This window comes from Streptomyces collinus (assembly GCF_031348265.1).
Classification (GTDB): Bacteria; Actinomycetota; Actinomycetes; order Streptomycetales; family Streptomycetaceae; genus Streptomyces; species Streptomyces collinus.
In genome coordinates this window covers 6,973,598-7,000,587 of sequence record NZ_CP133771.1, presented here as the reverse complement: position 1 = coordinate 7,000,587, position 26,990 = coordinate 6,973,598, and the positions used below count along the sequence as shown (strand labels likewise).

Below are 26,990 nucleotides of genomic sequence, written 5' to 3'. Positions count from 1 at the left end.
GGCAGCCCATAGCCTTGCGCCGCGCCGGTGCCGACGTCGACCCGGCCCGGCCGGTCTGGGAAGGAATGGGGCACCCCGGTGAAGCGCACATCACGTGACATCCGCACCGCGAACCGCTACGAGGTGCTGCGCCAGATCATCGCGGAGTCACCGACCTCCCGGCAGGAGCTGGCAGCGGCCACGGGCCTCAGCCTCGCGACGGTGGCCACACTCGTCGGCGAGCTGCTCGACCTCCGCATGATCACCGAGGTCGGCTTCGAGGACTCGGCGGGCGGGCGCCCCCGGGGCCTGGTCGCGGTCAACTCCTCGGGCGGCGCTCTGATCGGCGTCGACATCGCCGAGACGTACGTCCATGTCGAGCTGTTCGACCTCGGGCTGAACGTGCTGGCCCGCGCCGAGGAGGACGTCCGGCCCAGCGAAAGCCTGCCCGAGCAGGTGGTGGGCCATGTGGCCACGGCCGTCGGATCGGTGGTCATGCAGGCCGGCATCGAGGGCGCCCGGGTGCTCGGGGTCGGCGTGAGCGTGCCGGGGCAGGTGGACCGCGCGACCGGCATCTCGGAGTACGCGCCCAACTGGGACTGGCACGACGTACCGCTCCTCGACCTGCTCACCGAGCACATCGCCTACCCGCTCTACCTGGACAATCCGCTGCGCGCCAGCGCGGTCGCCGAGCTGTGGTTCGGGGCCGCGCGCGGACGCGGGGACGCCGTGGTGGTCAACCTCGGGACCGGCGTGGGCGCCGGACTCGTCCTGGGCGGCGGGCTGCACCGGGGTGTCAGCAACAGCGCCGGCGAGTGGGGCCACACCACGATGGTGCTGGACGGGCGCCTGTGCCGCTGCGGCAACCACGGCTGCGTCGAGACGTACGTGGGCGCGCGCGGCATCATGCTGAACCTGCGGGAGATCGGCCCCGACAGCGAGCTGCTGCACCCGGACGACCAGACGGCGACGATCAACGCCCTGGCCCGCGGGGTCGCGGCGGACGACCCGGTGGCACGCCGGGCCGTCCATGAGACCGCCCGCTACCTGGGCGCCGGTGTCGCGGACCTGGTGAACCTGTTCAACCCCGAGATCGTCGTGCTGAGCAGCTGGGTCGCCCGCACCCTGGGCGAACCGCTGCTGCACGAGGTGCGCGAGGCCGTGACCCGGCACGCGCTGCCGCGGCCGCTGGCCGCCACCGAGATCGTCCTCTCCCCGATCCCCACCGACCCGGTGTGCCTGGGCGCGGCGACGTTCGCGCTGGAAGGCGCTCTCCAGGCCGTCGGGCAGAAGAACGGCAAACGCGCCGCACCCGTGAGGAGCCGCACCACCACCCCACCGTCGTAGCGACCTCGCGGCGGCGGAACCAACTCCTCCACACCCCGCACGTGTTCGAAATTGCGAACCGGACACAACGCTTCGTACAGACTTCGTCCAACCCCTTGCCGAAGCCTTAGCCGAAGCTCTAGCGTCCCGCACCGCACCTCTCTTTGAGCCATCTGGCGCGAGCCCCCGGGCCGTGAGCCATCAGGCAGTGAGCCGCAGAGCCGCAGCCGCACTCGAGACAAGGACGTCAGCATGTCGGCATCGAGCAACATGAACTGGGACCGCCGAAACGTACTGCGGGCCGCGATGGGCCTGGCCGCCGCGGGCGGACTCGCCGCGTGCGGCAGCAACACCGGCCGGGGCAGCGGAGGTTCGGGCGACGGCCTCGTCCAGTACTTCCACGCGTACGGCGAGGCCGGCGTCGAGCAGGCTGTGAAGCGGTACGCGAAGGACTACAAGGACGCCAACGTCACCACGCAGTGGATCACCGGCAACAACTACGAGCAGAAGCTGTTCGCCGCGCTGCTCACCAAGAACGCGCCGGACGTCTTCGAGTTCCACCCGCAGATCCAGATGGTCAAGAGCGGTCAGGTGGCCGACCTGAGCGACATCATCGATCCGGTCAAGGACGACTTCAACCCGGCCGACATCAAGTCCCACACGGTCGACGGCAAGATATACGGCGTCCGGATGATCGACGACCCGCAGTTCCTCTTCTACCGGCCCTCGCTGTTCGAGAAGGCGAAGATCGAGGTCCCGACCACGCTGGAAGAGCTGATCGAGGCCGCCGACAAGCTGACCACCAGCAAGGTCAAGGGCCTCTTCCTCGGCAACGACCTGACCTCGATCGACCGTCCGCTGATCTGGTCGGCCGGCGCCGACACGCTCACCGCGGACAACAAGCCCGCCTTCAACACCGACGCCGTCGCCGAGGGCCTCAAGCAGCTCCGTGGGCTCTTCACCAGCGGCAACCTGCTCCTCGACGCCCCCGCCGACTCGTGGGACCCGTCGGCCCTCATCCAGGGCCTCACCGCCATGCAGTGGTGCGGCATGTGGGCCATGCCGGCCATGCAGAAGGCGCTCGGCGACGACATCGGCATCTTCCCGTTCCCGAAGGTCGGCTCGGCCGGCAAGCAGTCGGTCTACAACGGCGGCTGGTCCATGTTCGTCAACGCCAAGGGCAAGAACGTCGACGCGGCCAAGGAATACGTCAAGTGGCTGTGGATCGACCAGAAGAAGTACCAGGAGGACTTCGCCACCTCCTACGGCTTCCACATCCCGCCGCGCACCTCGCTCGCCCAGTCCGCGACCAAGCTGAAGTCCGGTCTGCCGGCCGAGGGCGTCAAGCTCTTCAACGAGTTCGGCCACTTCGACAACATCGGCTGGACGCAGGCCATGATCGCCGCGTTCTGGGACGTGATCGCCAACACCGTCCGCAAGAACGGCGACCCGAAGGCCGCGCTCGACGCCTGTGAGAAGAAGGTCGACGCCGAACTCAAGAAGCTCTTCGGATAGACCACCGGACGGATCTCGACATGTCGACCACCACCACGCGCGGGGTCGCCCAGCCCGCCCCGGCCAAGGTCTCCAAGCCTCGGCCGCGGCGGGGCCTGAGGGCGAACAGCACCTTCAACTTCTGGCTCTTCACCGGTCCGTTCCTGCTCGGCCTGGTCATCTTCGTCTTCGTGCCCATCGGCTGGAGCATCTGGCTCAGCTTCTTCGAGGCGCGCTTCACGGTCACGCCGAGCGAGTTCGTCGGGTTCGACAACTACCAGCAGATCCTGACGGACACGAACTTCCGGAACTCCCTCGTCACGTTCACCGTGTTCGCCGCGTTCATCGTGCCCGCCACCTGGGCCCTCTCGCTGGGGCTGGCCCTGCTGGTCAACCGGCTGCGGTTCATGCGTGCGTTCTTCCGGTCGGTGTTCTTCATCCCGACCGCCGTCAGCTATGTCGCCGCCGCACTGATCTGGAAGATGTCCATCTTCAACGGCGTCCGCTTCGGCCTGGCCAACACCGTCATCGGCTGGTTCGGCATCGACAACGTCGCCTGGCTGGCCAACCCCGACCCGCCCTGGTACTGGCTGGTCATCGTGACCGTCCGCCTCTGGCTGCAGTCGGGTTTCTACATGATCCTTTTCATCGCGGCGCTGCAGAACATCCCGCGGGAGCTGTACGAGGCCGCCTCCATCGACGGCGCCAAGCCGGGCTGGCAGACCTTCCGGCACATCACGCTGCCGCAGCTGCGGGCCACGTCCACGGCGGTGATCCTGCTCCTGCTGGTCGCCGCCTACCAGGCCTTCGACGAGTTCTTCAACCTTCTCGGCAAGGCCACCTGGGGCCAGCCCCCACTGGTCGAGCTCTACAAGATGGCCCTCGGCCAGAACCAGAACTACGGCGCGGGCAGCGCGGGCGCGGTCGTCCTGACCCTGCTCATCTGCGTCGTCACGCTGCTCCAGGGCAAGATCATGGGCTTCGGAAGGGGTGAGGAGACCAAGTGACCACCACAGCACCCGACGTCAGGAAGACCGCCAAGCCGGGCAAGGCGAAGCGCGGCGGCGTCATCGGCAACACCGGCCTGTACATCGCGACCGGCGTCGCGGGCCTTCTCTTCCTGATCCCCTTCTACCTGATCGTCCGCAACGCGCTGATGACGGACCAGGAGATCACTGGTGAGGAGTGGAAGTGGTTCCCCGCCTCCATCCAGTGGGGCAACTTCAGCGAGCCGTTCGACGACGTCACCGTCGACTTCGCCAGGTCCCTGTGGAACTCGGTCGTCGTCGCCGTCCTGCACACCTCGGGCATTCTGCTGATCTGCTCGATGGCCGGGTACGGCCTCGCCCGGATCCCGTTCAAGCACGCGAACAAGGTGTTCTACGCCGTTCTCGTGACCCTGATGGTTCCCACGGCCGTCACGTTCGTGCCGAGCTTCGTTCTGGTCTCGTCCCTCGGCTGGGTGGACAGTTACCGGGGTCTGATCATCCCGGGCCTCTTCAGTGGTTTCACGTGCTTCCTGTTCCGGCAGTACTTCCTCGGATTCCCGAAGGAGCTGGAGGAGGCGGCGCGCGTGGACGGGCTCGGCTACTGGGGCGCGTACTGGCGGATCGTCGTGCCGAACTCGCTGAACTTCTTCGCGGCCATCGCCACGATCACCTTCATCAACGGCTGGAACGCCTTCCTGTGGCCCCTGGTCATCGGACAGGATCCGAGTGCCTGGACAGTCCAGGTGGCGCTGTCGTCGTATATGACGAACCAGACCGTCAACTACCACCTGATCTTCATGGCCACCGCCATCTCGATCCTGCCCCTGATCTTCGTCTTCCTCTTCCTCCAGCGCTGGCTGGTGCAGGGGATCGCACAGACCGGCATCAAGGGCTGAGCTAGGAGACCGATGTCTTTCCGCACGACCCCATCCGTCGACTACGTCGAGGACGTCTCCCCGGGCAGCGGTGCCCTGCCGCCCCGTGCCTGGTACGCGTCCTCGGACGCGCGGTCCCTGTCGCTGAACGGCAGCTGGCGCTTCCGGCTGTCCGCGACGGCCGGCGCCGAGGACGACTCGTTCGCCGAAGAGGGCTACGACGCCGGGAACTGGGCCGAGGTCACGGTCCCCGGGCACTGGGTCCTCCAGGGCGACGGGGCGTTCGGCTCCCCGATCTACACCAACCACCTGTACCCCTTCCCGGTGGACCCGCCGTACGTCCCGACGGAGAACCCGACCGGCGACCACCTGCGCGTCTTCGATCTGCCGTCCGACTGGCCGTCGGACGGCGGGGCGGTGCTGCGCTTCGACGGGGTCGAGTCCTGCGCCCGCGTCTGGCTGAACGGCACCGAGCTCGGCGAGTTCAAGGGCTCACGTCTGGCGCACGAGTTCGCGGTCGGTGAGCTGCTGAAGCCGGGGAGCAACGTGCTCGCGGTGCGCGTGCACCAGTGGTCGGCGGGGTCGTACCTGGAAGACCAGGACCAGTGGTGGCTGCCGGGCATCTTCCGTGACGTGACGCTGCTGCACCGCCCGGCGGGCAGCGTCGCCGACTTCTTCGTCCACGCCTCCTACGACCACACCACCGGCGAGGGCACCCTGCGCGTCGACTCCGGCGTCGACGGGCGGGTGCTCGTCCCGGCCCTGGACATCGATGTCGCGACCGGCGAGCCGGTCACGGTGGCCGTGGAGCCCTGGACGGCCGAGACGCCGAAGCTGTACGACGGTGTGCTGGCCACGGACGGGGAGCGGGTGCCGCTGCGGATCGGTTTCCGGACGGTCGTCCTGGAGGACGGGCTCGTCAAGGTCAACGGCACGGCCGTCCTCTTCAAGGGCGTCAACCGGCACGAGTGGCACCCCGAGCGGGGCCGCGCGCTCGACCTGGAGACCATGCGCGAGGACGTGCTGCTGATGAAGCGGCACAACCTCAACGCCGTGCGCACCTCGCACTACCCGCCGCACCCGGCCTTCCTGGACCTGTGCGACGAGTACGGCCTGTGGGTCATCGACGAGTGCGACCTGGAGACCCACGGCTTCACCGAGCAGGACTGGCGGGACAACCCGGTCGACGACGACCGCTGGACCCCGGCCCTGCTGGACCGCGCCGCGCGCATGGTCGAGCGGGACAAGAACCACCCGTCGATCGTGTTCTGGTCGCTGGGCAACGAGGCCGGCACCGGCCGCGGTCTGACCGCCATGGCCGAGTGGATCCACGGCCGCGACCCCGAGCGGCTGGTGCACTACGAGGGCGACTGGAACTGCCGCGACACGGACGTGTACTCGCGGATGTACGCCTTCCACGACGAGGTCGAGAAGATCGGGCAGCAGCTCGACGGCGGCACCCACAAGCGCCGCGAGCTGCCGTTCATCCAGTGCGAGTACGCGCACGCCATGGGCAACGGCCCCGGCGGGCTCGCCGACTACCAGGAGCTGTTCGAGAAGTACGACCGGCTGCAGGGCGGGTTCATCTGGGAGTGGATCGACCACGGCGTCAAGCACGCCGAGCTGGGCTACGCCTACGGCGGTGACTTCGGCGAGGAGCTGCACGACGGCAACTTCGTGTGCGACGGGCTGGTCTTCCCGGACCGGACGCCGTCGCCGGGCCTGATCGAGTACAAGAAGGTCATCGAGCCGGTCCGCATCGAGGGCGACGGCGCCAACGGCATCGTGCACGTCACCAACAAGCAGGACTTCGCCGATCTGTCGGCGCTGGCCTTCGAGTGGTCGTGCCAGGTGGACGGCGAGACCGTCGAGTCGGGTTCGCTCGCGGTGCCGGCGCTCGCGCCGGGCGAGAGCGCCGAGGTCAAGCTGCCGGAGCCGCCCGCGGACGGCCGGGGCGGCGAACGCCAGTGGACGGTGCGGGCGCTGCTCGCGAACGACACGTCCTGGGCCGCGAAGGGCCACGTCGTGGCCTGGGGCCAGTTCGCGGTGGGGGCGCGGCCACTGCCGTCGTTCCCGGCGACCGACCGGCCCGTGGTCGAGGAGGGCCGGATCACGCTGGGCCCGGCCGGGTTCGACGCCCGCACCGGTGCGCTGCTCTCGATCGGCGGGGTGGAGGTCGGCGCGACGCCGCGGCTGGACGTGTGGCGGGCGCCGACCGACAACGACGACGGTGCCGAGTGGCAGACGGACACCCGCTACGGGATGCTGTGGCGCACGCTCGGCCTGCACCGGATGCGGCACCGCCTGGTCTCGGTCGAGGCCGGCGACGACGCGCTGACGGTGCGGACCCGGGTGGCGCCCGCAGCCCGCGAAGTGGGCCTGGACACGGTGTACCGCTGGACGTCCGACGGCGAGCGGCTGCGGCTGTCCGTGTCCGTGACGCCGGAGGGCGACTGGACGGTGCCGCTGCCGCGGCTCGGCGTCCGCTTCGGGCTGCCGGAGGCGGACCGGGTGGAGTGGTTCGGCGGCGGTCCCGGCGAGGCGTACCCGGACAGCAGGACGGCGTCCATGGTGGGCCGCTGGCAATCGACGGTGGACCGGCTGCAGACGCCGTACGTCCGCCCGCAGGAGAACGGCGCCCGCGCCGACGTCCGGTGGGTGGAGCTCGGCGGTCTCCGGATCGAGGGCGACCCGGAGTTCTGGTTCACGGCGCGGCGCTGGACGACCGAGCAGCTGGACGCCGCCCGGCACCGGACCGACCTCGCGGCCGGCGACACGGTGTGGGTCAACCTCGACCACGGGCTGCACGGTGTCGGCTCGCAGTCCTGCGGCCCGGGCCCGCTGCCGCAGTACTTCCTGAAGGCGGAGCCGGTGGAGTTCTCGTTCGTGTTCTCGACCACCAGGTAAGAAGCTGATTAATCGATTGACCGATTGATCGACATTCCGAGAGTGTCGGGATGTCGTCCGCGGCCGGTCGGCCCTCGCGCCGACCGGCCGCTGCTGCGTTCACCGCAAGGGAGTTGGTGGGTCAGTTGAGTGTCGCCATCGAGGTCCGAGGACTGTCCCGTACCTTCCACACCACCGTCCGCCGCCCCGGCTTCGCGGGCGCCGTCCGGTCCCTGGTCAACCCCGAGCGGGTGGCCAAGCACGCCGTCTCCGACGTCACCTTCGACGTGGCCGCGGGTGAACTCCTCGCCCTGCTCGGGCCGAACGGCGCCGGCAAGTCCACCACCATCAAGATCCTCACCGGCATCCTCACCCCCACCTCCGGCGAGGCCCGCGTCGCGGGCGTGGTGCCGTACCGGGAGCGGGAGCGCAACGCCCGCAACGTCGGGGCGGTGTTCGGGCAGCGCACCCAGTTGTGGTGGGACCTGCCGGTGCGCGAGTCGTTCGCGATCCTGCGAGACATCTACGAGGTACCGAGGGCCGAACACGCCGCCCGGCTCAAGGAGTTCGACGACATCCTGGAGCTGTCGTCGTTCTGGGACACCCGGGTCCGTCATCTCTCGCTCGGCCAGCGGGTGCGCAGCGACCTGGCCGCCGCCCTGCTGCACGACCCGCCTGTGGTGTTCCTCGACGAGCCGACCATCGGCATGGACGTGGTGGTCAAGGAGCAGGTGCGGGAGTTCCTGCGGCACCAGGTGGAGCAGCGCGGCCGTACGGTACTGCTGACCACGCACGACATGACGGAGGTCGAGCGGCTCGCCGAGCGGGTCGTGCTGGTCAACCACGGCCGGCTGATGCTGGACGGCTCGCTCGACGAGATCCGCCGGAAGTTCGGCTCGACGTGGCAGGTGCGGGCCACGCTGGCCGATCCGCACGCCGAGGTCGTACCGCCGCCGGGCACCGCGCTGCTGCGGCACGCGGGCGCGCAGGTCGTGTTCGGTCCCGACGGGCCCGCCGCGCTCACCGTCCAGCAGGCGCTGAAGGCGGTGATCGAACGGTTCGAGGTGACGGACATCGCCCTGGACGAGGCGGACCTGGAGGACGTGATGCGGGCCGCGTACGCGCACGCCGGGGAGGTCTGACATGGCCGTGCTCCATGCCTGGCGCGCCGCCCGGGTCACCCCGCTCGGCGAGCTGAACGCACCGCCCCGGATGACCGCCGTCGCGCTGCGGCTGGCCGTGCAGGTGGTGCTGGTCTGGTCGCTGTGGCGGGGCCTGTACGCGCAGACCGGAACGACCGCGGGGCTGAGCCGCGACCAGGCGGTCACGTACGCCGTGCTGGCCGTGCTGGCGTCCCGGCTGCGGGAGCTGGACCAGTACGCGGGCCGGGACACGGTCCTGCAGCACATGCACTTCGGCACCATCGTCTACTGGTACCTGAGGCCGCTGCCGCCGCAGCGCTACTACGCCCTGCGGGCCGCCGGAGAGCAGCTGTACGGGCTGGCGTGGGCGCTGACCGGGTACGTGATCTGCCTGGCCCTGGGCGTCGTCGAACCGCCCGCCTCGGCCGCCGCGGCCGGGGTGTTCGTGCTCAGCATGCTGCTGGGCCAGTGGGTCCTGTACTACGTCATGCTGGTGCTGGACCAGTTGTGCTTCTGGACGGTCCGCAACACCGCGGCCATGCTGATCCTGATGTTCGCGCAGAACCTGCTGTCCGGGGTGTACGCGCCGCTGTGGTTCTTCCCGGACTGGTTCGTGACGATGAGCGCCTTCCTCCCCTTCCAGGCCACGCTGAGCGTGCCGCTGTCGCTGTACGTGGGGCGCATTCCGCTGTCCGACGCGGCGTTCCAGCTGTCCGTGCAGGCCGCGTGGGTCGTGGTGCTGGCGTTGTTCACCCGGTTGCTGTGGCGGCGGGCCGCCCGGCGCGTGATCTCGCAGGGAGGCTGAGATGTCGTTGAAGGCTCTGCGGATCGTGTGGCGCGTGACGGCGCTCAACTTCCGCGCGCAGATGGAGTACCGCACCGAGTTCCTGCTGATGATCGCGATCGGCGCGATCTGGCAGGTGTCGGTGATCGTGTTCGCGACGGTGCTGCTGTCGCGGTTCGCCGGGATGGGCGGCTGGGACAGCTCCGACGTGCTGCTGATCCCGGCGACGCGGATGCTGGCGCACGGGCTGTTCGTGCTGTTCCTGGGGCGCATGCACTGGGCCGGCCGGCAGATCCAGGAAGGCCGCATCGACATCTACCTGATGCGTCCGATGCCGGTCCACCGCCAGGTGCAGCTGGCGTTCTTCCCGACCAACGCCATCGGTGACCTGACGGTGGCTGCGGGCCTGATGGCGGGCGCGCTCTCCCGCAGCGACCTGGACTGGACGTCGGGCCGCATCAGCTACCTCGTCGCGGCGGTGATCGGCGGGATGCTGCTGGAGGCCGCCCTGTTCACGGTCGTGGCCAGCGCGTCCCTGCGCTTCCCGGCCGCCGACATGTGGGGCCGCTGGCTGGAGGAACTCCTCGGCACCTTCGGCAGCTACCCGCTGAACGTCCTGCCCCGGGCGGTGGGCGGTTTCCTCACCTACGGCCTGCCGCTCGCGTTCGTCGCCTACTTCCCGGCGGCGGTCCTGACAGGCCACGGCCACTCCACCGGCGTCCCGTACTGGGTGGCGGCGGCCTCACCCCTGCTGGGGCTGCTGGCGTATCTCGCGGCCCGGATGCTGTGGAGGTGGAGTCTGCGGCACTACAGCGGGATCAACGGCTGACGGTCCGGCCCGAGCCGCGGACCGGGGTGAGCAGCCCCGCGGCGGCCAGCGCGACGCAGGTCGCCCCGGCCACCAGGGCGACCGGGGCCGTGCCCTGCTCCTCCGCGGCCCAGGTGAGGACGGCCGCGCCGATGGGGGCCGCCGCGTACTGGAGGGTCCAGAAGGCGGAGGTGACGCGGCCCAGGAGGTGTTCGGGGGTCACCTCCTGGCGCAGCGACATCGAGCAGGTGCCCGCCATGCCGGCGCAGGCGAGGAAGGCGGCGCTCAGGGCCGCGACGACGGGGACGTCGCGCGCCCAGCCGAGACCGGCGAAGGCCAGGCCGCACACCGCGACCGAGCCGGTCCACGTCGGGCCGAAGCCGAGCCGGCGGCGGACCCGGGCCACCAGCAGGGCGCCGGTGATGGCGCCGAGCGCGCCGACCGCCATGACCGTGCCGACCGTGCGGTCGTCATGGCCGAGGTCGTGCTTGAGGTGGTAGATGACCAGGTCGTTCAGGCCGAGGGTGAGGAAGCTGAAGCCGAACAGGAGGACGGTGAGGGAGCGCAGTACGGGATGGCCGTGGAGGAAGGCGATACCGGTGCGCAGGTCCTGCCAGAGGCCGGTACGGCGGTCCTGCCGGTCGTCGGGGGCGCGCTTGCGGAAGCGGACGAAGAGCAGGCACGTGGCGGAGAGCCCGAAGCTGGCCGCGTCCACGCCCACGGCCCACGCCGGGCCGGACCAGGCGGCGACCAGACCGGCGCACAGCGGGCCGAGGACGCCCGCGGCGGCGGCCGTGGCGTTCAACCGCCCGTTGGCTTCCGTGAGTTGCCCGGTGCCGACCAGCGCGCGCACGACCGTGACGTAGCCGACCGCGAACAGCATGCCGACGGCTTCGCACAGCGGCAGCACCACGTACAGCAGCCAGAGCTGCGGGCCGAACAGCCACACCAGCGGGATCAGCCCGTAGAGCACCATGCGCACGAGGTCGCAGGCGATGAGCAGCCGGCGCCGGTCCACCCGGTCCACGACCGCCCCGGCGAACACCGCCGCCACGACCGCCGCCGCCCCTCCCACCGCCGTCAGCAGGCCCATCCGCGCGACCGATCCGGTGGCCTGAAGCACCAGCAGGGGCAGGGCGATCAGGGCGAAGGAGTCACCGAGCACGGAGAGGGTCTGGGCGGCCCAGAAGATCCCGAAGTCGCGTTGCCGCCACAGCGGGCGCGTGCCGCGCGAGCCGTCGCCGGAGGGGGCGTCGGCGGAGCTGCCGGGTTCGTCCTCGCGCCGCGCCGCCCCGTGCGTCATACCGCCTCCCCCGCGCCCCGAGCCCCCTCTTCCAGGCAACCCTACGGCTGTTGGGCGCCCCAGGGAGGCCGCGCCGGCCTCCCGCCGCCCGCGCCGGGTCTGTGCAACGGGCTGAATCCACGGGCCTGAACGCGTAACCTCGACACCATGAAGTGATCTCTCCAGCGGCGCTCTCCAGCGCCGCAGAAGCGAACCGATCCGTCTCCGCGGCCGCCGTCCGCGCGTGAGCCGCGGACGCTTCCGCATGGAGAGATCATCATGGTCCGCGACAGCTACGCCCCCGTCCCCGGCCGGACCCCCGAGGAGACGCTGCACACCTTCATCTCCCGGGCGACCGCCGATCCCGGCGTCGTCGGGCTCGTCCTCAGCGGCTCCCGGGTGCACGCCGGCATGCCGACGGCCCACTCCGACTACGACCTGCACGTCGTCGTACGCGACGAGAGCGTGCCGGTCCTCACCGCACTGGACCGCTTCCGCTCGGCCCACCTCGACCTCGTCGTCATCACCCTCGCGCAGTTCCGCACCCGCGGCATGCCCGGCCGCCCGGACAGCTTCGCGCGGTACTCCTACGTCCACGCCGAGGTGCTGTTCGACCGGCTCGACGGGACCGTCGCCGGGATCCTCGACGAGAAGCGGACGCTCGGCGCCGACGAGGCCCGACATGCCGCCGCCGGCTGGCTCGACGCCTACGTCAACCAGACGTACCGCTCCCTGAAGAGCTACCGCGACGGCCGCCCCGGCCTGGGCCATCTGGACGCCGCCGAGTCCGTCCCGTACGCCCTGGAGGTGCTCTTCGCCCTGCACCGCCGGGTCCGGCCCTACAACAAGTACCTGCGGTGGGAGCTGGAGCGGCAGCCGCTGGGCGACCCCCGGTGGGACGCGGACCGGCTCCTGCCGGCCCTGGGGCGCATCCTGGCCGACGGGGACCCGCCCACCCAGCGGGCCCTGTTCGCCGGTGTCGAGGAGGCGGCGCGCCGGGCCGGTCACGACGACGTCCTGGACGCCTGGGGCACGGACCTGGGGCTCCTGCGTCCCCGGTGACGGCAAACAGCCGCGCCGGTCCGTGCCCCGTACTACGCTCGATCCCTCTGAACTGCGCTGATGAACACCGGGGGGAACGGGCGATGGCACGGGTCGTGGTGGTGCACGGGGTCGGGCACGCCGGGCGGTCGCCGAGGGGCGGCTGATGTGACGGACCCGGGCCCACCGCCCGACAAGCGGTATCTGCTTCGCCAACGACATGGCCCTCTTCGAGAGGAACCCCGAACTCCCCATGCCCAGAGCCGGCCTCACCCCCGAGCGTCTCGTCGCGGCCGCAGCCGATCTCGCCGATGAGGCCGGTTTCGAGCACGTCACCCTTTCCGCGCTGGCCCGCCGGTTCGGGGTGAAGGACGCGAGTCTGTACACCCACGTCCGGAGTCTGAAGGACCTGCGGACGCGCGTGGCCCTGCTGGCCGGTGGCGAGATGACCGACCGGATCGCGGAGGCGGTCGAGGGGCGGGCGGCCGGCCGGGACACGCTGGGCGCCTTCGCCGCCGCCTACCGGGCCTACGCCCTGGAGCACCCCGGCCGGTACGCCGCGACGCAGATCCGCATCGACCAGGAACTCGTCGCCGGCTCCCCCGCGATGCGCCGCACGGCCGACGTCACCTACGGCATGCTCCGCGCCTACGGCCTGGAGGAACCCGACCTCACCGATGCCGTACGCCTGCTGCGCAGCACCTTCCACGGCTACTGCGCCCTGGAGTCCACCGGCGCCTTCGGCGCGGCCCGCGACGTGCAGGCGTCCTGGGACAGGGCGATCGACGCCCTGCACGCGCTGCTCCTGAACTGGCCCCGCGAGAAGAGGACAGATCTTGACCGACCGCGCCCGATCCGATGACAGGGCCGGTGTCATAGCCGGGCTCTACGCCCTCGGCACCGGCCCCTGGACCATGGTCCCCGTCACCCGGGGTGCCCTCGGCCAGATCTGGAAACTCTCCGGAGACGGCCGCTCCTGGGCCGTGAAGGAACTCCTCTTCGGCTGCGACGAGGCCCAGGTCGCCCGCGAGGCCGCGTTACGGGACTCCGCGGCGGACCTGGGCATCGCATCGCCCCGCCTCCACCCCGCCCGGCACGGCGCCCACGTCACCCGCGTCGACTCCCCGGGCGGCGGGTCCTGGGTGAAGCTGTACGACTGGATCGACGGCGCCGAGGCCGATCCCTCCGACCCCGCCGTCCTGGACTGGTTCGGCCGGACCATGGCGCTGCTGCACCGGGCCGGTGAGGGAGCCGTCGAGGGCCCGGGCGAGTGGTACGAGCGGTGCCCGGACGACGCCGCGTGGGAGGACGTCCTCAAGAAGGTGCGCGACGCCGGCCTGGCGTGGGCGGACGAACTGGACCGGTTCATCGCCACGTCCGTGCCCCGGCTCGGTCAGTGGGTGACGCCCTCGGCGCCCGGCGGCCTGGTGACCTCGCACCTCGACCTGCGGCCCCAGAACGTCCTGGTCGGCCGGGACGGACCGGTCCTCCTCGACTGGGACAACGCCGGACCCGTCTCGGCGGAACGGGAGTTCGCGCGCGCCGTCCACGTCTGGTCCGGCGGCAACGACGTGGACATCGCGTCCGCCCGGCGCCTGGCCCGGGCCTACCGCGAGGCCGGGGGCCGAGCCGTCCTCACCGGACCGGAGTCCTTCTCGATGCTCTTCGCCACGGCCCTGAACTACGTCCACGTGCAGGCCGAGACGGCCGTCGACCCCGAAGTGACGCCCGAACAGCGGGACTTCGGAGCACGGCAGGCGGTGACCTGCCTGCGCGGGGCGCCCGACCTCGGCGCGGTCTCCCGGCTGGTGACCGCGCTCGGCACGTAGGACCGGGCGTCGCCTCGGCAGCACCCGCCGGGTCGAAGCCGGCGGGTGCCTGGTCGAGTAAGGCGGTGACGGTGGTGATCCGGCCGTTCTCGTCGACGTGGATCACATATCCGGGCCCGCAGCCGCGATGCGAGCGGCCGTCGGCTGGATCCACTCCGTCGTCGGTCCCCGACCGGCCGCATGGCCCGGCGCGGCGAGCCCCGCCACGTCGTCGTACGACGGTGTCGCACCCGTCGGTGTCCGGCCGGCCCGGACGTCCGCCGCCGCCTCCAGGGCCGCGCCCAGCGCCCGCCGGTACAGCAGCGAGCCGAGGCTGACGCGGCGTACGCCGATGCCGGCGAGGCGGGCGACGGGCGGGCCGCCTGGCGCGTAGAGCACGTTGAGGGGCACCTCCAGCCGGCGCACCAGGGCCTCGATGCCGCGCGGGTCCGTGAGGCCGGGCACGAACACCCCGTCCGCGCCCGCCTGCTGGTAGGCGTCGAGGCGCGCGAGGGTGCCGTCGCCGTCGCCCAGCCAGTGGGTGTCCGTGCGGGCGTTGACGAACAGGCCGGGCGCGGCCCGTTTGACCGCCGCGATCTTCGCCGCGTGCCGGGTGGCCGGTCCGAGGCCGTCTTCGAGGTTGATGCCGACCGCTCCGACCGTGTACAGCTCCCGCGCGAACTCCGCCACCTCGTCCGGGTCGTCGCTGAATCCGCCCTCCGCGTCGACGGACAGCAGGAACGGCTCGGACCCGAGGGCGACGGCCAGCCGCAGCGTCTCCTCCCGGGTCGCCGCCGTACCGTCGGGCAGACCGGCCGCCGCGGCGACGCCCAGGCTCGTCGTCCCGACCGCCGGGAAGCCCTGCCCCGCGAGGGCCCGGGCGGATGCGTGATCCCAGGCGTTCGGCAGGAGCAGGGGCTCCCCGGCTCGGTGGAGGCCGGCGAATGCGGTCGCGGCCCGGCTCGACGGCGTCTGCTGCGGATCTGCGGTCATGCCGCCATGGTGGGCCCGGTTCGCTTCGGCGCGGGCCGAACTACGGCGGCCGCAGGGCGACCTGGCCGCGAAGACCTCAGCTCACGTGCACGCCGGACCCGTCGAGCCGGACCCGCACCTCGCGCCCCGTGCTCCACCGGACCGTCAGCTCCCCGTCCGCGGAAGCGGTCACGGCGACGGTTTCCGGCAGCGGGACGGGGTCCGTCTCGGCGGTGAGCCGGGCCAGGGCGGCGAACAGGGTGGAGTCCCCGGCCGTGACGCCGGTGAGGTCGTCGTCGAGGCCGACCGCGGGAAGCAGTTCCGCACGGACGCCGTCCGGCGGGCTCCAGCCGGTCACGCGGACCGCCGTCCCCGGCTCCGCCCCCGCGACCAGATGCGCACGCACCTCCACCGCCCCGTGCGCCAGCACCACGCTCGTCACCCGGGCGCCCCCGCCCGCCGTGTGCCGGGACGCCGCCCAGCCCTCGCCCGCGCCGAGCGGTTCGATGCCGGTGCGGCTCGGGTCGCCGGCGACGAGGACGCTGTTGTCGTACGTCTCCGCGGGTGTGGTCACGGTGGAGTACGCCAGCCGCGTGTAGTACGGGTCGTAGCGGACGTCCTCGCTGCCGTGGTTGTGGAGGCGGACCACGCCGTCGGAACGGGTGGACTGGAGCAGCCAGTTGGGCGGGCCGACGGGGGTGGTGAAATCCGCTCGTTCGGCGGGGGCGGGTTCCTCCGGTGCCGTCCAGACCTCGTGGTCCGGGGGCAGGAGCAGGCCGAGGAAGCCTTTGCTCGCCCAGTACGGGGAGGCCGGGCCCGAGTAGCCCTGGAGGACGGACTCGTCGGGGCCGTGCCAGCCGAGGGTGAGCAGACCCCGGTCGTCCACCGCTCCCCGGTCCAGGAAGTAATTCAGCGCGCCGGAGGCCAGCCGCCGGGTCTCGCCGGACGTCAGGGGCGTACGGCCGGTCAGCGCGCCCAGCCACAGCGGGGCGGTGGTGGCGAAGCGGTACGTCAGGGAGCGCCCCTGGTGCATGGGCGCGCCGTCGCCGCCGAACAGGCGGGCGTAGTCGCCGAGGTGCCGGGAGAGGCGGTCGCCGTACAGCGCCAGCAGCCGCTCGTCCTGCTCCAGCCAGGCGTGCAGCACCGGGTAGAGGTGCATCGCCCAGCCGTTGTAGTAGTCGTACTTGCGGCCGTCGCCGTCGGTGTACCAGCCGTCGCCGACGTACCACTGCTCGATGCGTTCCAGGCCGCGGTCGATCGCCGCGCGGGAGGCGTCCGGCTCGTAACCGATGTCGGCGAGGAAGCCGCCCACCGTGACCGGGAACAGTTCCCAGTTGCAGGGCCAGGGCTCCGCCGTGAGGGCGTCGCCCAGCCAGGCGGCCGTCCGCCGGCGTACTCCGTCGTCCAGGCGGTCCCAGAGCAGGTCCCGGGTCAGGCGGAGGGCCAGGGCGATGGAGGCCGCCTCCACCAGGGGCTGGCTGCGGTCCTCGATGCGGGGCCAGATGCCCGAGACGCCGGCGGCGAGGCCGGTCGCGTAGCGCTCCAGGGCCTTCTCGTCGCGGCGGAAGGCGGCGAGCAGCAGGGTGCGGGCGTAGCCCTCCAGGCCGTCGGAGAGACGGCCCGACCAGCCGGCCCGGTCGCCGGGCAGGTGGTAGAGCGCCCGGTCCTCGCTCGCGTACGGCTCCACGGCGGTGAGCAGGGAGTCGGCCGCCGCCTCCCAGTGGGCGCGGGTGTAGCCGGTGAACGGGGACGTCGTGCGGTCGGCGGGGGGCAGCTGCATCGGATGTCTTTCGTGCTCGGGCCGGTGGATACGGATCGGACCTGGAGCGCCCCGGTTCCGGTCGGGGCGCCCCAGGGGTTCATCCCACCCTCACCTTGCCCTTGGGCACCAGATGCCGGGTGACGAGTTCGTCGCGGACCAGGGCCGCGTAGGCCGTCGCACCGCGCACGGAGGTGTGCGTGTTGTCCCGCGCCTCGTTGGTGAGGTACAGCGCCTTGGAGCCTTCCACGCCGAGGGACTCCACCAGCGCCTTGGTCTTCGCCGTGAGGTCGATCAGCGGGACGTCCCGCGCCGCGGCGACCGAGCGGGTGACGGCCGGGTGGTCGACGCCGAGGCCGTTGACCAGGAGCGCGGTGCCGTTGTTCAGCGTCCCGTCGGGGTTGAACCAGCGCCGCACGATGGGGGTGACAAGGACCGGCTGTCCGCCCCGCTCCCGGATGCCCGCGACCAGGGTCTCCAGGTTGGCCCGGTAGGTGGCCTCGTCCGTGGTCTTGTCGTTGTGCGCGAGCTGGACGAGCACCGGATCGCCGGGGCGGATCAGGGGCCGTACGGTGGCCCACAGCTGCGGGTTCCCCAGATACGAGACCGTACTCTCCCCGGAATCGGCGTAGTTGGCGACGGATACCCCCTCGCGGAGGTACTGGGGCAGCTGCTGGCCCCAGCCGGAGTACGGGTCGCCGGGCTGGTCGCAGACGGTGGAGTCGCCGACCAGGAAGATCTGGCGGGCGTGCCGGGCCCGTTTGACCTCGATCCCGGCGAGGGCCGGGGCGGAGCCGCCGATCCGCAGGTCGAGGCCGGGGGTTCCCGCGGGGCCGGTGGGCTCGCCCTCGGGGGTGCGGACGTTCACCGTGAAGCTGCGGGTGACGCGCTCGCCGGCCGGCACGGCCGTCTCGGGCAGCAGGGAGCGGCGGGTCTCACCGCTGACGCTCGTGCCGGACGCCGCCTTCCCGCCGAGGGTGACCCGTACGTCGTAGGTGCCCGGCGGGACGTCGAAGTGGCAGGTGCCGGCCGTGCAGTGGGCGAGGCCGCGGCCGCCGCTCCCGCCGCCCGCGTGGGCGGGTACGGACGACAACGCGGTCCCCAGGGTCACCGCCGCCGCGACGGCGATGCTGAAACGTCTCACTCCGGGCTCCTCCCAGCGCACGACAAGACCTGGAGGGGGACCGTACCGCTCCGGACAAGCGCTTTCTAGACCTCCAGCAGCATTCACCAGTTCTATCGCCACATATGAGCGAAAGCCCTTTCGCGAAATCGATTCAACTGTCACTCTCGCTCCCACCGCGTTCCCCCCACCCTTTCGCAGGAGGCACCCCCATGCCCGGAGCCACGAACAGACCAGTCGGCCGTCGCACCGTCGTCCTCGCCGCCACCGCGGGGGCGGCCGGCGCGGCCCTCGCCCGGCCGGCCCACGCCGCCGGTTTCGGCTACACCGACGACGGCTCGAACTACGTCGTCGACACCGGCGCCCAGCTGGTCTTCAAGGTCTCCAAGTCCACCGGCGACCTGACCTCCCTGGTCCACCGGGGCACGGAGTACCAGGGCTACGGCGGCCAGAACTCGCACATCGAGTCCGGCCTCGGCGCCTCCACCGTGAGCATCCGGCAGTCCGGTCCGACGATTCTGGTCTCCGTCACGCACGGCACGCTCAAGCACTACTACGCGGCCCGCAGCGGTGAGAACAACGTCTACCTGTGGACGAACAAGGCCGACGCGTCGGTCTCCGCGACCCGGTACATCGTGCGGGTGAAGAAGGGCGCGTTCCTCAACGACGAGCCCGACTCCTACACCTACGCGCCGACCGCCATCGAGGCCTCGGACGTGTTCCGGAAGTCCGACGGCCAGACCCGCTCGAAGCACTACTCCCGGCGGCGCGTCATGGACTACGACCACATCGGATGGTCGGCCGGCGGCGTCGGCCTGTGGATGGTGCGCAGCAACCACGAGAAGGCCTCCGGCGGCCCCTTCTACCGCTCCCTGCTGCGCCACCAGAGCGCGGACGGCGGCGGCCTCTACGAGATCCTCTACTACGGCCAGAACCAGACCGAGGCGCAGCGCTTCGGCCTCCAGGGGCCGTACGTCATCGCCTTCACGGACGGCGGGGCACCCTCCTCGGCGCTGTTCCCGGGCACCCTGACCACACCGTGGGCCGACTCGCTCGGCATCGCGGGCTACGTACCGGCGAGCGGCCGGGGCAAAGTGTCCGGCGTCGGGATCTCCGGCCGGAACACGGCGTATCCGTACACGGTCGGGCTGGCCAACGCGGCAGCGCAGTACTGGGGTTCCGCACGGGCTTCGGACGGCTTCTTCTCCTTGTCCGGGGTGCTGCCGGGGACGTACACGCTGACCGTCTTCAAGAGCGAACTGGCGGTCTACAGCACGTCGGTGAGCGTGTCGGCGGGCGGCACGACGACCCTGAACACGATCGCGATACCGTCCTCCAACGACCCGTCGAACGCGGGCGCGATCTGGCGGATCGGCGACTGGAACGGCACGCCGGCCGGGTTCAAGAACGCGGATCTGATGACGTACGCGCATCCGTCCGACGCACGGGCCGCGTCCTGGACGGGGAACGTGGTCGTCGGCAGTGGCGAGACGGCGGCTTTCCCCTGCTATCTCTGGAAGGACGTCAACAGCGGGATCCTGGTGTACTTCCGGCTGACGGCGGCCCAGGCGGCCGCCGCGCACACCCTGCGCATCGGCGTGACCACCGCGTACGCGAACGGCCGGCCCCAGGTCACCGTCAACGACACCTGGACCTCGGCGATCCCCGCCCCGCCCACCCAGCCGGACACCCGGTCGCTGACCAACGGTTCCTACCGGGGCAACAACCACACGTTCACCTACAGCGTCCCGGCGTCCGCCTGGAAGACGGACGCCGGCCAGTACAACGTGCTCAGGATCGACGTGGTGAGCGGGTCGGGGGCAAGCGGGTTCCTCAGCGCGGGGACTGCGATCGACGCGATCGACCTGCTGGCGTAGACACTCCGCGGCTTGTCACGTCCCGCGTGTCCACTGCTGGTTGGTGCCTCCGTTGCACGTGTACGTGATGAGCGCGGCGCCGTTGGCGGTGGACGCGCCGTTCACGTCGAGGCACTCGCCGCTCACGCGGGACTTGACGTTCACGTACGAGCCGGTGGTGGTCAGCGACCACTGCTGGCTCGTCGCGGAGGAGACGCAGTTCTCCTGCGTGACCGTGCTCGCGTTCTCCTGCACGCAGAGGCTGCTGTTGCGGACCATCAGCTGGTAGTAACCGCTTCCGACGGACTTGAACCAGTACTTCTGGTTGGCGCCGCCGTTGCAGTCGTACTGCTTGAGCTGGGCGCCCGCCCAGAGCGACTGGCTCGTGACGTCCGCGCACTTGGAGGAGTGGCGGGCGATCAGCGTGTTGTACGCGGCGCCGGTGCCGGTGACGGTTCCGGCGGCCGTGTCGACGGTGACCTCCGGCGACCAGGACATGGACATCGTGGTCGAGCCCGAGAAGGTCAGCGGCAGCCACACGTACCGTGAGTCGTTGACGGTGCCGCCGAAGGAGTTGCCCCAGCGGTCGCCCAGGTACAGGTACGAGGTGCCCGAGCTGCCCTGCACAGGCAGGACGAACGCGGTCTGCGAGCCGTACGTCGTCGAGTCGCCGATGTTCTTCATGGCGGACCAGGGACCGGCGATGTTCGTGGCCGTGGCGTACTGCTGCTGGTTGGGGTTCCAGCCCGTGGCGCCGGAGGTCAGCATGAAGTACACGCCGTTCCGCTTGAACAGGGCGGGGGCCTCGCGGTGTCCGCCGGGCCAGGGGTTGGCGACCAGGCTCGCGATGCCGGTGTAGTCGGCGGTGAGGCGGTAGATCTGGAGGTCGTAGTTCTCACGGGCGGCGGAGATCATGTAGCCGGCGCCGTCGGTGTCGGTGAAGACGGTGATGTCGCGGGACATGTGCTGGCCGAGCGGCCGGAAGCTGCCCTTCCAGGTGTAGTTGCCGTCGACGGTGTCGGAGACGGCGACGGCGGCCCGGGCCTCGCTGTAGTCGGTGCCGTTCTCCTTGTGCATCCACATGACGAACGTGCCGGTGGAGGCGTTGTACACGACCTTCGGCCGCTCGATGTTGGCGGTCGCGAGCTCCGGGGCGCTGGCCTCGGTGAGGACGTGGTTGCGGAACTCCCAGTTCTTCAGGTCGGTCGAGCGGTAGGCGTCGACGTACCGGAAGGTGTTGTCGGCGTTGCGGTGCTCACCGAACCAGTAGTAGTAGGTGCCGACCTTGAGGACGCCGCCGCCGTGCGCGTGGACGGGGCTGCCCGAGGTGTCCGTGAACTGGGTGCCGTTGGTGATGGTCCGGGGCGCGGCCTGGGCGGGTCCGGCGGTGGCGAGGGCCGTGAACAGGCCCAGGCACAGGGCGAGAAGGGTGACGTACACACGTCTCATGTCATTCGCTCACCTTCACCGCGTCGGCGATGGGAACGCCGAAGTCGGGAGTGCCGTCGCTCTTCCAGCCGAGTTTCTGGACGCGGGTGTGCCGGTTGGGGTCGTTCAGGGGGTCCCCGTTGATCTCCTTGTACTGGCGGGCGTGGTAGACGAGGACGTCGGTGCGGCCGTCCTCAGCGACCGTGAAGCAGTTGTGGCCGGGGCCGTACTGCTTGGTCGTGTCGTTGCTGGTGAAGACCGGGGTCGGCGACTTGGTCCAGCTCAGGGGGTCCAGGAGGTGGCTGTCGGCGTCGGCGGTCAGCAGGCCCACGCAGTAGTTGAAGTCGGTGGCGCTGGCCGAGTACGTCATGAAGAGGCGGCCGTTGCGCTTGAGGACGTAGGGGCCCTCGTTGACCTTGAATCCGATGCACTCCCAGTCGTACTCCGGGGTGGAGAGCCGAACCTGCGGGCCCTTCAGGGTCCACGGGTTCGCCATCTCGGAGAGGAAGATGCCGGTGTTGTTGTCCAGGCCGGGCTCGTGCTGGGCCCAGGCGAGGTAGCGCTTGCCACGGTGGGTGAAGGTCGTGGCGTCCAGGGAGAAGGTTTCCCAGGCCGTCTTGATCTGGCCCCGCTCCACCCAGGTGCCCTTGAAGGGGTTGGGGTGGGCGTTCTCCAGCACCCATATCCGGATCGCCCAGACGTCCTCGGCGGGCGCGGAGGCGAAGTAGATGTACCACTTGCCGCCGATGCGGTGCAGTTCGGGCGCCCAGATGTGGGCGCCCATGGGGCCGGTGGGGTGGGCGCGCCAGATGACGGACTCGTCCGCCGTGCCGAGTCCGCCCAGGGTGCGGGAGCGCCGCAGGATGATGCGGTCGTACTCGGGGGCGGTGGCGGTGAAGTAGTAGAAACCGTCCTTGTGCCGGTGGATGTGCGGGTCGGCGCGGTTGCGGACGAGGGGGTTCACGAAGGGGGCCGGCTTGGGGCGCCCGGCGGGTGTTCCGGCAGCGGTTTCATCCTGGGGCGCCGCCTCGGCGACGCCGGGCAGGGCGGGGACTGCGGCCAGGGCACCGGCGGCTGCGGCGCCCTTCAGCAGCAGTCTGCGGCTGGGGGGTTCGGGCAGAGCGTGGTCGCGGTCGCGGCTCATGCGGTGGGGCCTGCCTCTCACTGGGGGACACACGGCGTTGTCGTCCGACGCAGCGTCTGAGATTTCGAACACCATCTGTCATTACGAACGGTGGAAAGGTAAGGGGGTGACACGAGGAGGTCAACGGGTCTGACGGGACGAACCCGTCCGGCCCGTTCCGGAAACGGCAGCCGCCGAAGTTTCTGTTATCGGCGGGGACATGGCCCGTCTCCGGTGATGTGCCCAGCCTCACCCACACCACAGCAGCGGCCGCGGGCGTCCTCGCGGCGGTCGCCTCTCTGCTCACCGCTCCCCCGGCGGTGGCCGCCGGCCCCCGGGACGTCACGGCCGACGTGCTGGCCGGCCGGAGCGTGACGCTCGACGGCGACACGGCCGTCACCGTGCCGCCCGGGACGACGACGTACGACGGCGTCTTCAGCGGCGAGGGCACACTCACGGTGCGCGGCAGCGGAACGCTGGTCCTCACCAGGGACAGCGACTTCACGCTCCCGAAGTCCCGGCAGCGGCAGCAGGTGCGCACGCCGGGCGGCAACCACCCGTACGTCACCGTCACCCGCCCCGACCCGCCGGCGATCACCGTGGAGCGGGGCGCGACGCTCCAGTACGGCGACGGCGGTACGACGGGCCTGATCGGCCATTTCCCGTACGACACCCCGGCGTTCCGCCTCAACCAGGACAACATCCGGGTCGACGGCACGCTGCGGCTGTCGCTGAAGAGCGCCTACAACCTGGGCACGATCAGCGGCTCGGGCCTGATCACGCAGCCCAGGTTCCTGTGGGGCACGTGGGACCTGCCGGGCACCCACTCCTTCTCCGGGGTGATCGACAACGGCACGCAGGCCAACGCAGGGCGGCCCGAGTACGCGACTTCGCTCCCGCGTGTCCGCAAGATCCTCAACCAGGGCACCTGGACGGTCGACACCCCACTGGGCCGGACCGTCACCATGGGCATGGACTTCTACCAGCGCGAGTACGGCAGCGACATCAACGTCCAGTCGCGGCCGGGCGGGAAAGTCGTCCTGACCGGGCAGTACAGCTGGTCGGACCGGGGCGGTGACACCAACCCGTCGCTCAGCGACCCGGCCCTCAACTGGACGCCGGCCCGCAGACACGTCAACAAGCGCGGCACCAACATCAAGGGCGCGGACGTCCGGTGGGGCGACGGCACGACCGACCGGATCTTCATGCCGGGCACGGCGGAGACCGTTTACATCAACCTGCTGGCGGCCCGCTCGCGCTCCCGGCTCACCTTCGACTACAACGGCCCGGTGACGCTCGGCGCCCCCATCGGCGGCGGCCGGTTCCACGACACCCTGTCGGCCCCCGGCGCCGGCGACGTCGTCATCGCGGGCACCCCCGGCAACGACGTGACCTTCGCGGCCGTGCAGTACTACGACGGCTCCACCACGGTGGAGAAGGGCGCGGTCCTGCGCCTGGGCAGCGGCGAACGGGGCGGCGACGGCGGCCTGTACACCGCCGGCGCCCACTACCGGCTCGTCAACGACGGCTCCCTGGTCCTGCGCAACACGGTCAGGCCCCTCACCCTGTCCCGCATCGGCGGCAGCGGCTCCCTCACCCAGTCGGGCACCGCCACGACGACCCTGACGGGCCGGGCGGTGACGTACACCGGGCCGACGACGGTGTCCGGAGGCACCCTCGCCCTGCGCGGCGGAGCCACCCTCACCCACAGCGGGTCGATCCGGCTCACCTCGGCCGGAGCACGGCTGGACGCGGGCCGGCCGGGGCTGCGCGTGGCGACGACGCTGACCGGCAAGGGCACGGTGAGCGGCACGGTCACCAACGACGGCACCGTCACGACGGGCCTCACCGTCGACGGCCCCTACACCCAGAGCCCGAAGGGCACACTGGTCCTGCGGGACAAGCCGCTGACGGTGACGGGCCCGGCTCGGCTGGCCGGGCGCCTCGACGTGCCGGCCGACTCCCGCGCGGCTCGCGAGATCACCGTGCTCGACAACAAGGGCAAGGCCACAACCGCGGGAACCTTCACCGGCCTGCGGGAAGGCGCGCTTCTGAAGCGGGCGGACACGCCCTACCGGATCAGCTACCGGGGCGGCGACGGCAACGACGTCGTCCTGACGGCCGTCACCTCCCCCAGCCGCTCCGCCCCCGCCCCGTCCGCCCCGGCCCCCGCGAACCCGCGCAGCGCCGGCGCCTCGGAAACCGTCGGCTTCGGCTGGTGGCCCTACGCCCTCGCCGCCGGCCTGACCATCAGCCTCGCGGTACCGGTGGCGGCACTACGGGGGCGAGGCGTGCGCCGGGGCGGACGGCACGCGGGCCGCGCCCGGCGTTGACCCGCCCGGTGCTCACAGCTCGGACTCCCCCCACACCGTGACGCTCACCTCGTCCCCCACCGCCACCCGGCCGGGCCGGAGTACCGCGTACTTCGTGCCGAAGGCGACTCCGCCCTGGGCTGCGCGACGGTAGGCGGCGAGGGTGCGCAGGGGTTCCGGGCCCGCACGGGTGCCGCCGTGCTGGTCGACCAGGGTGACCGCGCAGCGGATGGCGAGTTTGGTGTAGCCGAGGTCGGTGTCGCCGATGCGGAGGCGGTGGGCGCGGTCCTCCGTGTGGGGGTCGTCCCAGCCGTCGATGACGATGTTGGGGCGGAAGCGGTTCAGCGGGAGGGGGTGGGCGCCGCGGGCGGTCAGCCGGGTGTTGAGGTGATCGAGGGTGGAGCGGGAGATGACGTGCAGGGCGCTGCTGTCGGCGTAGCCCGAGGTGCCGGGTGTCCGGCCGTCGGTCACCCGGTCGTGTTCCGGCGGCGTCCGGACCAGACGGCTCGGTGCGCCGAGCACGTCCGTGAGCCAGTCCGCCGCCCCGTCGCCCTGGTCGATGCCCTGGTAAGCGGCTCCGAACAGGTCGACCTTCCGGCGGGTGCCGGAGGTGTCCACCCGGAGGTGGAGGGACTCGGTCCCGGGCGCGGTGAGCGTGAGGTGGTCGCCGTCAGGGGTGATGAGGGGGCGGATGACGGCCAGCAGCGGATCCCGGCGCTGCGTCCGGTACACGCCGTCCTCGCTGACGACCATGAAGCTGCGGTCGTGCGCCAGTCCGGCCGGCGTCAGCAGCGCCTCGCCCGCCGATGTGCCGGCGCAGCCCTTGACCGGGTAGTACGACAACTCGACGACGCGTGCCATGACCTTCCGTTCCGTCGCGGGGCTCAACGGCCGCTGGGGGCTTCGGGGAAGCCGAGCCGGGGTGCCAGCTGTCGTGCCTCGGCCGCCCATTCGGCCAGGAAGGCCAGGGCCAGGCCCCGTTCCCGGTAGCGGAGTCCGGCCGGCACGGTGCCCTCACCGCCGTAGGCCACCTGCTCCTCGTCCGCCCGCGCCAGCATCAGTGCCGTCAGCCAGTCGTACTTCACGGCGGAGGCACACACGCCGAGCCGTACGAGGCGTTCGTCGCCGCGCCAGCCGCTCTCACGCAGTCCGTGCACATAGGCGTCGTACGCCGCCTTGGCCAGGCCGGGCAGCTCGGCGGCGGGCACGAACAGGTCGAAGACGGAGTCCGGGAGGTAGTTGCCGAGGTCCTCGCCGAGGGCGCCGTCACCGGTGAACGCCCAGTCGAGCAGGACGCTGGTGCCGGCGCCGCCGGAGCGGACGTTGGCCGGCCACTGGTCGAGGTGGCACAGGGTCCGGGGCAGCGACTCCATGACCGTGAGGAACCATTCGCGGTCGTGGTGGAGGCGGACCATGTCCTCGCGCAGGCCGGGCGGGAAGTGCCCCCGGACCAGGGGGTGCTGCCATGCCTCGTCGGTGTCGAGCAGGGCCACGCCCGTGGTCTTCCCCGCCGTGTAGTCCCGCAGGAAGCGCTGGGAGAGCCACGGGGTGTCCTCCCCCGCGCCCACCGCGCCCTGTGCGGCGCCCAGGCGGTGGGCGTGGTCGACGTGGCGGCTGACGGGCCAGGCCGTCGCCGGTTCGCCCGGCACGTCCTCCAGCCACAACGCCACGTCGCCGTCCGGGCGTTCGGCACACTCCAGCAGCCGGGGCGCTCGGATGCCGTGCCGCTGCCAGACGCCGGCGAGGCCGGACCCGTAGACGTATGCCTCACGGCGCCAGAAGTTCCAGTGCCGCGGGTCGTTGGAGGCCGACCACGCGACGCTGGTCTCCTTCGTGCGCGTCAGCACCTTCAGGACGGCCGAGCGGCCGCCGCCGGTGACCCGCCACACCCCGGCCGTGACACCGTTGGACGGGTTGTGCGGGAGCGGCTCGAACACCGCCTCGTGCGCCGGGACTCCCAGGACCTCACGGACTTCGGCATGCGCTGCAGCGACCTCGGGCAT

Annotated in this window: 21 protein-coding genes; 13 read left to right on the top strand and 8 right to left on the bottom strand. The window is 71.3% G+C overall.

The window, feature by feature from the left end; translation table 11 throughout:
- Positions 1-78: 78 nt before the first annotated feature.
- The 8 genes from RFN52_RS31700 (at position 79) to RFN52_RS31665 (ending at position 10,304) form a co-directional block, all read left to right on the top strand.
- The gene (locus tag RFN52_RS31700; RefSeq protein ID WP_184851342.1) at positions 79-1,326 is read left to right on the top strand and encodes an ROK family transcriptional regulator; all 1,248 of its coding nucleotides are present in this window, start codon (positions 79-81) and stop codon (positions 1,324-1,326) included.
- Between the two features lie 231 nt (positions 1,327-1,557).
- The gene (locus RFN52_RS31695) at positions 1,558-2,820 is read left to right on the top strand and encodes an ABC transporter substrate-binding protein (protein WP_184851340.1); all 1,263 of its coding nucleotides are present in this window, start codon (positions 1,558-1,560) and stop codon (positions 2,818-2,820) included.
- A gap of 20 nt (positions 2,821-2,840) precedes the next feature.
- Positions 2,841-3,806 (top strand): carbohydrate ABC transporter permease, encoded by a 966-nt coding sequence (locus tag RFN52_RS31690; protein ID WP_184851338.1) that lies wholly within the window; start codon positions 2,841-2,843, stop codon positions 3,804-3,806.
- The gene (locus RFN52_RS31685; protein ID WP_184851336.1) at positions 3,803-4,684 is read left to right on the top strand and encodes a carbohydrate ABC transporter permease; all 882 of its coding nucleotides are present in this window, start codon (positions 3,803-3,805) and stop codon (positions 4,682-4,684) included. The genes RFN52_RS31690 and RFN52_RS31685 overlap by 4 nt, the downstream gene beginning before the upstream one ends.
- A 12-nt stretch (positions 4,685-4,696) precedes the next feature.
- A complete protein-coding gene (locus tag RFN52_RS31680) occupies positions 4,697-7,570 on the top strand; it encodes a glycoside hydrolase family 2 TIM barrel-domain containing protein (RefSeq protein WP_184851334.1) in 2,874 nt (957 codons plus the stop codon).
- Positions 7,571-7,695: 125 nt separating this feature from the next.
- Entirely contained in the window at positions 7,696-8,691 is a 996-nt protein-coding gene (locus RFN52_RS31675; RefSeq protein WP_184854097.1) for an ABC transporter ATP-binding protein, read from the top strand.
- Position 8,692: 1 nt separating this feature from the next.
- Positions 8,693-9,496, top strand: a complete 804-nt coding sequence (locus RFN52_RS31670; RefSeq protein WP_184851332.1) for an ABC-2 family transporter protein — start codon at positions 8,693-8,695, stop codon at positions 9,494-9,496.
- Between the two features lies 1 nt (position 9,497).
- Positions 9,498-10,304 (top strand): ABC transporter permease, encoded by an 807-nt coding sequence (locus RFN52_RS31665; protein ID WP_184851330.1) that lies wholly within the window; start codon positions 9,498-9,500, stop codon positions 10,302-10,304.
- Here the strand turns inward: RFN52_RS31665 and RFN52_RS31660 are convergent.
- Positions 10,294-11,586: an MFS transporter gene (locus tag RFN52_RS31660; protein ID WP_184851328.1), complete on the bottom strand. Its 1,293-nt coding sequence runs from the start codon at positions 11,584-11,586 to the stop codon at positions 10,294-10,296. The genes RFN52_RS31665 and RFN52_RS31660 overlap by 11 nt on opposite strands.
- Positions 11,587-11,844: 258 nt before the next feature.
- Here RFN52_RS31660 and RFN52_RS31655 point away from each other — a divergent pair, with 258 nt between their 5' ends.
- The 3 genes from RFN52_RS31655 to RFN52_RS31645 all read left to right on the top strand — a co-directional run bounded on the left by RFN52_RS31655 (position 11,845) and on the right by RFN52_RS31645 (position 14,435).
- Positions 11,845-12,627 (top strand): nucleotidyltransferase domain-containing protein, encoded by a 783-nt coding sequence (locus tag RFN52_RS31655; RefSeq protein WP_184851326.1) that lies wholly within the window; start codon positions 11,845-11,847, stop codon positions 12,625-12,627.
- Positions 12,628-12,859: 232 nt separating this feature from the next.
- Positions 12,860-13,468 (top strand): TetR/AcrR family transcriptional regulator, encoded by a 609-nt coding sequence (locus RFN52_RS31650; protein WP_184851324.1) that lies wholly within the window; start codon positions 12,860-12,862, stop codon positions 13,466-13,468.
- Positions 13,469-13,520: 52 nt separating this feature from the next.
- Positions 13,521-14,435, top strand: coding sequence for a phosphotransferase enzyme family protein (locus tag RFN52_RS31645; RefSeq protein ID WP_184854096.1), 915 nt, complete (start codon positions 13,521-13,523; stop codon positions 14,433-14,435).
- Between the two features lie 102 nt (positions 14,436-14,537).
- Here the strand turns inward: RFN52_RS31645 and RFN52_RS31640 are convergent, their stop codons facing one another.
- The 3 genes from RFN52_RS31640 to RFN52_RS31630 form a co-directional block, all read right to left on the bottom strand.
- On the bottom strand, positions 14,538-15,407 hold the full coding sequence (locus tag RFN52_RS31640; RefSeq protein WP_184851322.1) for an isocitrate lyase/PEP mutase family protein: 870 nt from the start codon (positions 15,405-15,407) through the stop codon (positions 14,538-14,540).
- 76 nt (positions 15,408-15,483) lie between these two features.
- The gene (locus RFN52_RS31635; RefSeq protein ID WP_184851320.1) at positions 15,484-17,166 is read right to left on the bottom strand and encodes a DUF2264 domain-containing protein; all 1,683 of its coding nucleotides are present in this window, start codon (positions 17,164-17,166) and stop codon (positions 15,484-15,486) included.
- 79 nt (positions 17,167-17,245) lie between these two features.
- Positions 17,246-18,289, bottom strand: coding sequence for a rhamnogalacturonan acetylesterase (locus RFN52_RS31630; RefSeq protein ID WP_184851318.1), 1,044 nt, complete (start codon positions 18,287-18,289; stop codon positions 17,246-17,248).
- Between the two features lie 191 nt (positions 18,290-18,480).
- On the opposite strand from RFN52_RS31630, the gene RFN52_RS31625 reads away from it, so the two are divergent.
- Positions 18,481-20,145 carry a rhamnogalacturonan lyase B N-terminal domain-containing protein gene (locus tag RFN52_RS31625; RefSeq protein WP_184851316.1) on the top strand — a complete coding sequence of 555 codons (1,665 nt, stop codon included), beginning with the start codon at positions 18,481-18,483 and terminating at the stop codon, positions 20,143-20,145.
- A 15-nt stretch (positions 20,146-20,160) separates the two neighbouring features.
- Here the strand turns inward: RFN52_RS31625 and RFN52_RS31620 are convergent, their stop codons facing one another.
- Positions 20,161-21,573 carry an RICIN domain-containing protein gene (locus RFN52_RS31620; protein ID WP_184851314.1) on the bottom strand — a complete coding sequence of 471 codons (1,413 nt, stop codon included), beginning with the start codon at positions 21,571-21,573 and terminating at the stop codon, positions 20,161-20,163.
- 1 nt (position 21,574) lies between these two features.
- On the bottom strand, positions 21,575-22,696 hold the full coding sequence (locus RFN52_RS31615; RefSeq protein WP_184851312.1) for a glycoside hydrolase family 43 protein: 1,122 nt from the start codon (positions 22,694-22,696) through the stop codon (positions 21,575-21,577).
- Positions 22,697-22,914: 218 nt separating this feature from the next.
- On the opposite strand from RFN52_RS31615, the gene RFN52_RS31610 reads away from it, so the two are divergent.
- The gene (locus RFN52_RS31610) at positions 22,915-25,008 is read left to right on the top strand and encodes an autotransporter-associated beta strand repeat-containing protein (RefSeq protein ID WP_184851309.1); all 2,094 of its coding nucleotides are present in this window, start codon (positions 22,915-22,917) and stop codon (positions 25,006-25,008) included.
- A 12-nt stretch (positions 25,009-25,020) separates the two neighbouring features.
- Here the strand turns inward: RFN52_RS31610 and RFN52_RS31605 are convergent, their stop codons facing one another.
- On the bottom strand, positions 25,021-25,848 hold the full coding sequence (locus tag RFN52_RS31605; RefSeq protein ID WP_184851307.1) for an MOSC domain-containing protein: 828 nt from the start codon (positions 25,846-25,848) through the stop codon (positions 25,021-25,023).
- Positions 25,849-25,871: 23 nt separating this feature from the next.
- Positions 25,872-26,990: an aminoglycoside phosphotransferase gene (locus RFN52_RS31600; protein ID WP_184851305.1), complete on the bottom strand. Its 1,119-nt coding sequence runs from the start codon at positions 26,988-26,990 to the stop codon at positions 25,872-25,874.

Excerpts from the sequence above, each read along its gene's own strand:
- RFN52_RS31640 (WP_184851322.1), bottom strand. The coding sequence starts at position 15,407 with ATGACCGCAGATCCGCAGCAGACGCCGTCGAGCCGGGCCGCGACCGCA.
- RFN52_RS31600 (WP_184851305.1), bottom strand. The coding sequence starts at position 26,990 with ATGCCCGAGGTCGCTGCAGCGCATGCCGAAGTCCGTGAGGTCCTGGGA.
- RFN52_RS31605 (WP_184851307.1), bottom strand. The coding sequence starts at position 25,848 with ATGGCACGCGTCGTCGAGTTGTCGTACTACCCGGTCAAGGGCTGCGCC.
- RFN52_RS31670 (WP_184851332.1), top strand. The coding sequence starts at position 8,693 with ATGGCCGTGCTCCATGCCTGGCGCGCCGCCCGGGTCACCCCGCTCGGC.
- RFN52_RS31655 (WP_184851326.1), top strand. The coding sequence starts at position 11,845 with ATGGTCCGCGACAGCTACGCCCCCGTCCCCGGCCGGACCCCCGAGGAG.
- RFN52_RS31635 (WP_184851320.1), bottom strand. The coding sequence starts at position 17,166 with ATGCAGCTGCCCCCCGCCGACCGCACGACGTCCCCGTTCACCGGCTAC.
- RFN52_RS31645 (WP_184854096.1), top strand. The coding sequence starts at position 13,521 with ATGGTCCCCGTCACCCGGGGTGCCCTCGGCCAGATCTGGAAACTCTCC.
- RFN52_RS31680 (WP_184851334.1), top strand. The coding sequence starts at position 4,697 with ATGTCTTTCCGCACGACCCCATCCGTCGACTACGTCGAGGACGTCTCC.
- RFN52_RS31650 (WP_184851324.1), top strand. The coding sequence starts at position 12,860 with ATGCCCAGAGCCGGCCTCACCCCCGAGCGTCTCGTCGCGGCCGCAGCC.
- RFN52_RS31620 (WP_184851314.1), bottom strand. The coding sequence starts at position 21,573 with ATGAGACGTGTGTACGTCACCCTTCTCGCCCTGTGCCTGGGCCTGTTC.
- RFN52_RS31665 (WP_184851330.1), top strand. The coding sequence starts at position 9,498 with ATGTCGTTGAAGGCTCTGCGGATCGTGTGGCGCGTGACGGCGCTCAAC.
- RFN52_RS31690 (WP_184851338.1), top strand. The coding sequence starts at position 2,841 with ATGTCGACCACCACCACGCGCGGGGTCGCCCAGCCCGCCCCGGCCAAG.
- RFN52_RS31615 (WP_184851312.1), bottom strand. The coding sequence starts at position 22,696 with ATGAGCCGCGACCGCGACCACGCTCTGCCCGAACCCCCCAGCCGCAGA.
- RFN52_RS31625 (WP_184851316.1), top strand. The coding sequence starts at position 18,481 with ATGCCCGGAGCCACGAACAGACCAGTCGGCCGTCGCACCGTCGTCCTC.
- RFN52_RS31695 (WP_184851340.1), top strand. The coding sequence starts at position 1,558 with ATGTCGGCATCGAGCAACATGAACTGGGACCGCCGAAACGTACTGCGG.
- RFN52_RS31660 (WP_184851328.1), bottom strand. The coding sequence starts at position 11,586 with ATGACGCACGGGGCGGCGCGGCGCGAGGACGAACCCGGCAGCTCCGCC.